Raw genomic sequence first — 7419 nt, 5'->3', positions numbered from 1 at the left:
GCCCGCCGGTTTCCGCGGCGGGCCGTCCGACCGGTCGGGGCCGGCTGGTCGGGTGCCGGCTCGACGGGCCGGCTGGTCGGGGCCGTCCCGTCGGGGTGAAACATGAGCAAAGCCCGCTTTGCGGACATGCCGACGGGCGGCCCGGGAAGCACCGGCCCGCCCGCGTCACAGCTGATTCATCAGCCCCACTGGTCGTCCCCGAGCGGGGCCGCGTGCACAGAATGCGCCGGGAAGGGCGACGAGACGGCTACCTGACCGTGCGCAATGGCGGGAACCGTAATGTTGGCCCCGAGCGCGCCGATGAATCCGGCGGTGGCCAGAAGTCCGGCGGTCGTGATTCGCAGTACAAGCTTGCTCATAGCTACCCCCACGTTCGACAGTTGGCCTTGCAGCAGCAAGACTCGCCGACCGGGGTTCTACGCCCAACCCATTCCTGATGTCGTAAAGTTGCCTGACAAGAAGTTCCGTCGCGCGGGAATGCGAGCCTCCAGTGCCTGAAAGCTCTCTCCCTGCAGGCGCTTTCGCCATGCTGGATGACGCAGAAGCGAAGGCGTACCGCAATGCGGTCCTGCTGGGCCGCTTTGTCCGCGAGGAGATGGCGACCGCCCTCGGCGTCTCCCTGGAAAAGGTGGCACAAGTCGAGGAGCGGCTGACGGCGCTCAGCCTGCTGCGTCCGCTGCCCGGCGAGCCGGAACTGCTGGTGCCGGTGAGCCCCGACACGGCGGTGGCCGACCTCGTGGGACCGGCCGAGGGCCGCATACGGGACCTGCAGCGGGAGGTCACCGGGATCCGTGACCAGATGGGCGCGCTGCGCGCGACGTACTTCGAGAGCCGCCAGCAGCGCAACCAGGCCGAGGCCTTCGACGTGATCAGCGACATCAACGCGCTGCAGGCCGTGCTGGACGAGCAGGGCGAGCGCTGCCGCACCGAGATGCTCAGCGCCCAGCCCGGCGGCGCCCGCCCCTCCAGTCTCCTGGCCAACGCCCGGCCCAGGACTCTGGAGCGGCTCGGACGCGGGGTGCAGATACGCCATCTCTACCAGCACACCGCGCGCAGCGACCTCGCCACCGCCTCCTACGTGCGGGCGATCACCGAGCACGGGGCCGAGGTGCGCACCACCGACGAGCTGATCGACCGGATCGTCATCTACGACCGGGAGGTGGCCTTCCTTCCCGAGCAGCACGTGGGCGGCCGGGCCCCCGGGGCGGTGGTGGTGCGTGAGCCGACCCTGGTGGCCTTCATCTGCCGGGTCTACGAGCATCTGTGGTCCGGGGCCACCCAGTTCGTCCCCGGGGCCGAGGACGGCAGCGAGATCACCGACGACCTGAAGCGGTCGATCATCAGGCTCATGGCGCAGGGCTACAAGGACGAGCTCGTGGCGCGCCGGCTGGGCATGTCGGTGCGCACCTGCCGCCGGTACATCTCCCAGATCATGCTGAGTGTCGACGCCAACAGCCGTTTCCAGGCCGGGGTGCACATCGCGCTGACGGGGCTGCCCGACCTCCAGTGAACCGTCCGGCACTGCATGCCAGGCCACAACCTGTCACCGGACGCAAGTGGCCTTCCTGCCCCGCGCCCCGGCAGGCTGGTACGACCAGTCACATCGAGCCAGGACACCGCCGAGGAGAGTGAGGCGTTGGAGACTTCCCGGTCCGCGCCGCCGGGGTACGGACACGGCAGCCGCCATCTGGTGCACCGGCCGCAGTGCTTCGGCCCCCAGACGCCCGACAGCCCCGACGACCGGTTCCAGGAGTTCGTCCTGACCGGTGAACTTCCCACCTCTCACCCGCTGTTCAACGACGGGCACGACCGCTTCCACGATCTGCAGGCGGCCATGGCGATGGTCCGCCAGGTCAGCGGGGGTATCGGCCAGGCCCACTTCGGGGTCGCGGCCGACCGGGTGCCGATCTTCTACCGGTTCGGCCTGGAGATGGACGAGGTCAGTGCCTGGCGCCGTCATTCCGGCCCCGGCACGCTGACGGCGACCATGCGGGTGCGGCCCGACAAGGTGATCTCCGGAGTCCCGCGGGCCCTGGAGTTCGACGCGCGCCTGGAGATCGACGGGGTCGCGGCGGGCACCGGTTCGGCCAATCTGCTCTTCCTCGCCCCGATGGCGCACCGCAGCCACCGTGAGCACTCCCGTCACACCGTCCTCGCGACGGCCGGGCAGCAGCATCCCGGTCACGAGGACACCATCGACACGTCGCCGGGCCCCGCTCCCGCGGACGTGGGGCGCGCCAGCGCCGCCAACGTCCTGCTGCGGTCCCCGGTGACGATCAACGGTCAGCGGCTGTCCGCGGCGGTGCTCGCGCCCCACACGTGGCGGGCCGGCGCGGCCCGGCCGGACCAGGTGCCCTCGTCCGCGCTGCTGCTCGAAGTGCTGCGCCAGACGGCGCTGTTGACCGCTCACCGGCTCCACGGCCTGGATCCGCGGCACTGCGCGCCCGTGGCCATGCACACGCACTTCCGGGGACACGCGGAGCCCGATCTGCCGCTGCGGTGTGTCGCGGTGGCGCAGTCGGCCGGACAGGACGCGCTGGGGCGGCCGCTGGTCGCGATGACACTCGCCCTGACCCAGGCGGGGAGGGCGGTGACGGAGGCGGCGGTGTCAGTCGTCGAGGATCTGTGACCAGTCCTCCTGCTCGGCGTCCAGCGCCTCCTGGATGGCCGCGACGGCCTCGGCGTCGAGCATCGTGGTGATCTCCGTGTCCAGGGTGCGGCCCATGCCGGCGTCGTAGACCGCGATGCTCACGACGAACTCGGTGCCGCCGCTGTTGAGGACGAGGGTCCGCAGCGTCCACTCGTCGCCCGCTCCCGCCGTGCCGTCGGGCCGGTTCAGCTGGACGGGCCGGCTCCCGGGGCCGAAGCCGAACTCGTTGAAGCGGAACTGCATGCCCTGGCCGATCGCCTTGCTGTAGGCCTCCTTGAGCGTCCACAGCCGTACCAGGCTCGGGTTGCGTTCCGGCTCCGGCAGTCCCGACAGCATCCGCTGTTCGTCGGGGGTGCAGATGAGCCGGGCCAGGCCCCGGGCGTAGATGCTGCGGTCGGCGCGTTCGGCGTCCACTCCGATCAGGCCGCTGCTGGTCAGGCCGACCAGCAGGAGGTCGTCGGTGTGGCTGAGGCTGATGTCGATCTGGTCGCAGCCGCGCAGGTACGGCCGTCCGGTCGGCCCGTAGGCCAGTTCGAGGTCGATCGCCTCGGCCCGCAGGGCGGCCGCGGCCGCGTGTTTGAGCAGCCGCCGCGAAGCCGCGTACCGGCTCCGGATGTCCGGGTGTCCGATGTCGCGGTAGCGCGACCAGTCGCGGCCCAGCACGGCGCGCAGAGCGGGGCCGTCCGGCGCTCGCGGGCGCCAGTCGGCGAGCCGGCCGTGGACCACCGCCGTGCCGTAGCGCCGCAGGTCCTCGCGGACCGCCGTCCAGTCGCTGTCCTCCGCTGTCACACCGATCAGGCCCCCGCCGACGGCGTTCATCGGGTGTCCCTCCCCTCGGTGGTGACCAGTGAGTGAATCTCGCGCACGCTGCGGGCCTTGAGCAGGCGGCCGACCGGGACGCTGCGGCCCGTCTCGCGTTCCAGGAGCATCAGCAGGCGCAGCAGGTGCACCGAGTCCCAGTCGGGCAGCAGGTCGAAGTCCGCGGCGGCCTGTTCCTCGGTCAGGTCCAGGCCCAGGCCGTCGCGCACCGCTTCGAGGAAGCCGGCGAGGTCGGCCGTGCTGTCGCTGTCACGACTCATCGGCGTCTCCTTCGAAGTCGGCCTCCACGGTCAGGTGACCGGGCGGGGCGGGGATGTCCTTCAGATCGTGCCGGAAGAATGTCTCCGGGCTGTCGCCGGGGGTGTCGGGCACGAAGCCGAGTGAGGGGTAGAAGCCGCTGGCCCGGCCGTTGCCGCGGGTGGCGCGGTAGCGGGCGCGGACCGCGGGCAGGCCCAGGTCACGGGCGTGCGCGAGCACCGCGGCGAGGCAGCCGTCTTCGATGCCCCGGGCCAGTACCCGGCAGCTGAGCAGCATGTTGTCGATGGTCAGTCCGTCCGCGGTCCGCCGGGTGAAGAGCGCGCCCACCAGGCCGCTGTCGCCGTACCGGTCGCTCACCCGCACCGTCAGCGGGCGGCGGCCCTCGGTGAGGATGCGCTCCGGCGGGAGGCGTTCGCCGGTGAGGTTGAACTGGTTGGTGCGCAGGGAGAGTTGGGAGACCCGGAGCAGTTCTTGGGGGCGGGGCGGGGAGAGGCGGACGACGATGCCGAGTTCGCGCAGGTACTCCTCGTGCGAGCCGGTCGTGCCGCGCATCCGGGCGCGGGCGGCGGCGTCCCGGTACTGCGTGGTGCGGCCGCGGTCCTCGTCGGTCACGTGGGGGGTGTCGAACCAGCCGTCGGCCAGCAGCCGGGTGATGTGCCAGGCCGGTTCGGTGCCCAGCGGGACGACGGGGGTGTCCGGCAGGCGGTGGCGGATCAGGGCGCGTTCGGCGGGGCTGTCGTCGGCGAACACCAGGGCGTCGGTCGCGATGCCCAGGTGGCCGGCGATGGTGCGCAGGGCGGTGTCCTTGGGGTCCCAGCCGGCCTGCACGCTGACGAAGTCCGCCGGGCGCAGTGTCATCTCGGGGTGGTGGGCGAGGACGTCGCGGACCGGGCCGGGGTCGTTCTTGCTGCTTACGGCGAGCAGCACGCCCTGGGCGGCGAGCTGTTTGACGACTCTTTGGAGCGCGGCGTAGGGCTCGCCCTGGGGGGTGGGCCCGCAGGTGATGCCGTCCGGTCCGTCCTCCGCGAGCACGCCGTCCCACAGGGTGTTGTCGAGGTCGAGCACCAGGCACTTCTTCGTCATGCCGCGCCGGGCGCGCAGCACGTGCACGGCTTCGCGGGCGAGGGCGGCGAAGAGGGCGGCGCTGAAGGCGCTTCGGGTGTAGAGGGCCAGCCGGGCGTCGGTGGCCGGTCCGGTGGCGGCGATCAGCGGGTCGAGGTCGACGACGGCCAGGGCGGGGTGTTCGCCGGCCAGGCGCAGCAGGCGGGCGTTGAACTCCCGCCACACCGCGCCGAGCAGGGCGCGCTGTCGCTGGTCGATGATCTGGTGGGTGGCGGCGCGGGGCAGCGGAAGGGTGTTGAGGACCAGGGCTCCGGTGCCGTGTGCGGTGTGTGCGTCGGCGACGTCGCGCAGCTGGTCCAGGAGCCGGGCGCAGGCCTGTTCGGCGTCGTCGACGGTCCACGGCGGCAGGAGCTGTTCCAGGACGGCGTCGGCGCCGAGCACGCACACCGTCAGTTCCGGTCGCCGGCGGCGCAGTTCGCTGTGTTCGTCGGTGAGGTCGCGCAGGTAGGCCCCGTGGTCGCCGGTGACGAGGCGGCCGAGCAGGCCGTGCCGGGCGAGTTCGGCGGTCAGCGGGTCGGTGAGCTGGGCGGTGGCGGAGTGGCCGGTGACGGCGACGGTGAGCACGGGGGTGTGCGGGTGGTGGGCGAGGACGTCCTCGGGGTCCAGCCGGGTCAGCAGGCTTCCGCAGCGGGTCAGTTCGTCGGCGGTCTGTTCCTCGGTGCGGTCGGCGGCGTCCGTGACCCCGGTCAGCAGCGGGGCCACGTCGGGGTAGGCCGCGGCCAGCCGGCCGGTGCGGTGCAGGGTGCGCAGTTCGTCGAGGGCGGTGGTCATCGGGTGTGCCCTTCTTCCCCGGGGTCGGCGGGCCGTTCCAGCGCCAGCCCCGCCTTGACCCATTTGCTGGACTCGACGACCACGGACAGAGCGCGCTCGCCCGGGGCCAGCCGGTCCATGAGCCGGTCGAGCTGGAGCAGGGGCAGGGCGTTGCCGGTGTTTCCGGTGTCGCGTACGCAGGAGACCTCACGGCAGCCGGACGGCAGGCCGAGGCCGGCGACGATCCGGTCGGTCATGTGTCCCGACAGCTGGGGCGGCAGGACGGCGTCGATCTGCTGCGGGGTCCAGCCCGCCGTGCTGAGCAGTTCCCACACGATCTCGCCGGCGAGGGCGGGTACCTCTTCCTCGATGGTCTTGTAGTCCTCGAAGAGCATCTGCCGGTCCGGGTCGGGTTCGGTGATCCCGTGCCAGCCCACGATCTGTCCCGGCGGGCGTCCGCGGCCCGCGAAGCGGTGCAGCAGGCCGTGCACGGCGAGGGCGTCGCCGTGCGGGTGCGCGGTGACCACCGCGGCCGCGGCTCCGTCGCCGAACAGGACGTAGTTGACGAGTTCCTGGCTGGCCAGGGTGGACGCGTCCCGGCCGGCTTCGAGGAAGCGGGCGGTGACGTCGCCGGAGACGACGAGGCCGGTGCGGTGGCCGCCGGCCAGCAGGGCGCGGGCCACGTCGAGGGCCTGGACGGCGCCCGAGCAGCCGGCCTGGATCTGGTAGGTGGGCAGGTGGTTGAGGCCCAGCCGGTCCGCGGTCTCGTTGGCGGTGGTGGGCAGCAGGGTGTCGGGGGTGGCGGTGGACAGCACCAGGAAGTCCAGGTCGGCGGCGGCCAGTCCGGCGGCGGCCAGCGCCCGGGCCGCGGATTCGGCGCACAGGTCGCCGAGGGTGTGGGTGACCTTTCCGGTCGCCAGGTCCCAGCCGAAGTGGCGGGTGCCGGTGCCCACGAAGAGGTCGATCCAGTCCTCGCTGATCCCGAAGGCGCGGCTCAGTGCCGCGTTGTCGACGGGTTCGGCGGGCAGCGCGCTGCCCGTGCCGACGATGTGCATGAGTGCGGTGCGTGCTGTCATACCGTGCCCCCCGTGCTGGTCAGCTCGCGTACGAAGGCGGCGAGGGCGCCCACGGACTTCAGCGCGGGCAGCAGTTGCGGCACGGTGATGTCGGCGCCCTGCGGGAGTTGCTGTTCGATCCGGTTCTTCAGCTGCATGATCATCACCGAGTCGAAGCCGAGGTCCTCGTACAGACGGGCCTCGGCGTTGACCTGTTCGCGTGCGTAGGCGCCGACCTCGACGACGGCTTCGATGACCGCGCTCAGGGCGGGGTCGGGCCGGGCCGCCGGGGTGTCGGGGCCGCCGGGGTGGGGCGGGTGGGTCACGCCGGTGCTCTCATGCCGCGGGGTGGTGTCCGGTGCGGCGGGCTGGGCGGCGGGCTGGGACGCGGCGGTCTGTCCGAAGCGGTGCGCGCCGGAGAAGACGTAGGGGGCGAGGCGTTCGGTGCGGCGGTGGGCCGGCTCGTACAGGGCGTCCCAGCACGGTTCGACGCCGCTCAGGTACAGGCCGCCCACGGTCTCGGCCAGGTCGGTGAAGGTGGCGGCCCGGCCGGGGGCGGGGTGCAGCAGCCGGATGCCCGTGGGCAGGCCGCCCTGCCGGGCCAGGCTCAGCAGGTGTGCGGCGGGGCCGAGTTCGACGAGGCAGGTCGGCGCGGCCTCGGTCATCAGGGCGGACAGCGCGTCGGCGAACCGGACCGGCTGCACGGCCAGGTCCGCCCAGTACGCGGTGTCCGGGATCTCGTCGCGCAGCATCCGGCCGTGGCGG

8 protein-coding genes are annotated in these 7419 nt (G+C 72.5%); 2 read left to right on the top strand and 6 right to left on the bottom strand.

What is annotated here, in order from left to right:
* Positions 1-179: 179 nt before the first annotated feature.
* Positions 180-359, bottom strand: a complete 180-nt coding sequence (locus tag ABZV34_RS36075; RefSeq protein WP_168525202.1) for a hypothetical protein — start codon at positions 357-359, stop codon at positions 180-182.
* Between the two features lie 167 nt (positions 360-526).
* Here ABZV34_RS36075 and ABZV34_RS36070 point away from each other — a divergent pair, with 167 nt between their 5' ends.
* Together ABZV34_RS36070 and ABZV34_RS36065 are read left to right on the top strand one after the other, a co-directional pair.
* Entirely contained in the window at positions 527-1510 is a 984-nt protein-coding gene (locus tag ABZV34_RS36070) for a hypothetical protein (protein WP_356286470.1), read from the top strand.
* A gap of 126 nt (positions 1511-1636) precedes the next feature.
* Positions 1637-2629, top strand: a complete 993-nt coding sequence (locus ABZV34_RS36065) for an AfsA-related hotdog domain-containing protein (protein ID WP_356286467.1) — start codon at positions 1637-1639, stop codon at positions 2627-2629.
* Here the strand turns inward: ABZV34_RS36065 and ABZV34_RS36060 are convergent.
* From ABZV34_RS36060 to ABZV34_RS36040, 5 genes are all read right to left on the bottom strand, one after another.
* A complete protein-coding gene (locus tag ABZV34_RS36060) occupies positions 2609-3469 on the bottom strand; it encodes a 4'-phosphopantetheinyl transferase superfamily protein (RefSeq protein ID WP_356286464.1) in 861 nt (286 codons plus the stop codon). The genes ABZV34_RS36065 and ABZV34_RS36060 overlap by 21 nt on opposite strands.
* Positions 3466-3729 (bottom strand): acyl carrier protein, encoded by a 264-nt coding sequence (locus ABZV34_RS36055; RefSeq protein ID WP_356286462.1) that lies wholly within the window; start codon positions 3727-3729, stop codon positions 3466-3468. Before ABZV34_RS36055 ends, ABZV34_RS36060 begins: the two co-directional genes overlap by 4 nt.
* The gene (locus ABZV34_RS36050; protein WP_356286459.1) at positions 3719-5620 is read right to left on the bottom strand and encodes an HAD-IIIC family phosphatase; all 1902 of its coding nucleotides are present in this window, start codon (positions 5618-5620) and stop codon (positions 3719-3721) included. The genes ABZV34_RS36055 and ABZV34_RS36050 overlap by 11 nt, the downstream gene beginning before the upstream one ends.
* Complete coding sequence (locus tag ABZV34_RS36045) at positions 5617-6675, bottom strand: 3-oxoacyl-ACP synthase III family protein (RefSeq protein ID WP_356286456.1); 1059 nt, start codon at positions 6673-6675, stop codon at positions 5617-5619. The genes ABZV34_RS36050 and ABZV34_RS36045 overlap by 4 nt, the downstream gene beginning before the upstream one ends.
* Positions 6672-7419 (bottom strand): phosphopantetheine-binding protein (locus ABZV34_RS36040; protein WP_356286453.1); only part of this gene is annotated, 748 nt, incomplete at its 5' end. The genes ABZV34_RS36040 and ABZV34_RS36045, both read right to left, overlap by 4 nt.

The sequence above is a fragment of the Streptomyces sp. NPDC005195 genome (assembly GCF_040608315.1).
GTDB classification, from domain to species: Bacteria; Actinomycetota; Actinomycetes; order Streptomycetales; family Streptomycetaceae; genus Streptomyces; species Streptomyces kaempferi.
The sequence above is the reverse complement of the archived record's forward strand: the minus strand, read 5'-3'. Positions and strand labels throughout refer to the sequence as shown.

Coding starts and splice junctions, on each gene's coding strand:
- ABZV34_RS36075 (WP_168525202.1), bottom strand. CDS start 359: ATGAGCAAGCTTGTACTGCGAATCACGACCGCCGGACTTCTGGCCACC.
- ABZV34_RS36070 (WP_356286470.1), top strand. CDS start 527: ATGCTGGATGACGCAGAAGCGAAGGCGTACCGCAATGCGGTCCTGCTG.
- ABZV34_RS36060 (WP_356286464.1), bottom strand. CDS start 3,469: ATGAACGCCGTCGGCGGGGGCCTGATCGGTGTGACAGCGGAGGACAGC.
- ABZV34_RS36055 (WP_356286462.1), bottom strand. CDS start 3,729: ATGAGTCGTGACAGCGACAGCACGGCCGACCTCGCCGGCTTCCTCGAA.
- ABZV34_RS36050 (WP_356286459.1), bottom strand. CDS start 5,620: ATGACCACCGCCCTCGACGAACTGCGCACCCTGCACCGCACCGGCCGG.
- ABZV34_RS36045 (WP_356286456.1), bottom strand. CDS start 6,675: ATGACAGCACGCACCGCACTCATGCACATCGTCGGCACGGGCAGCGCG.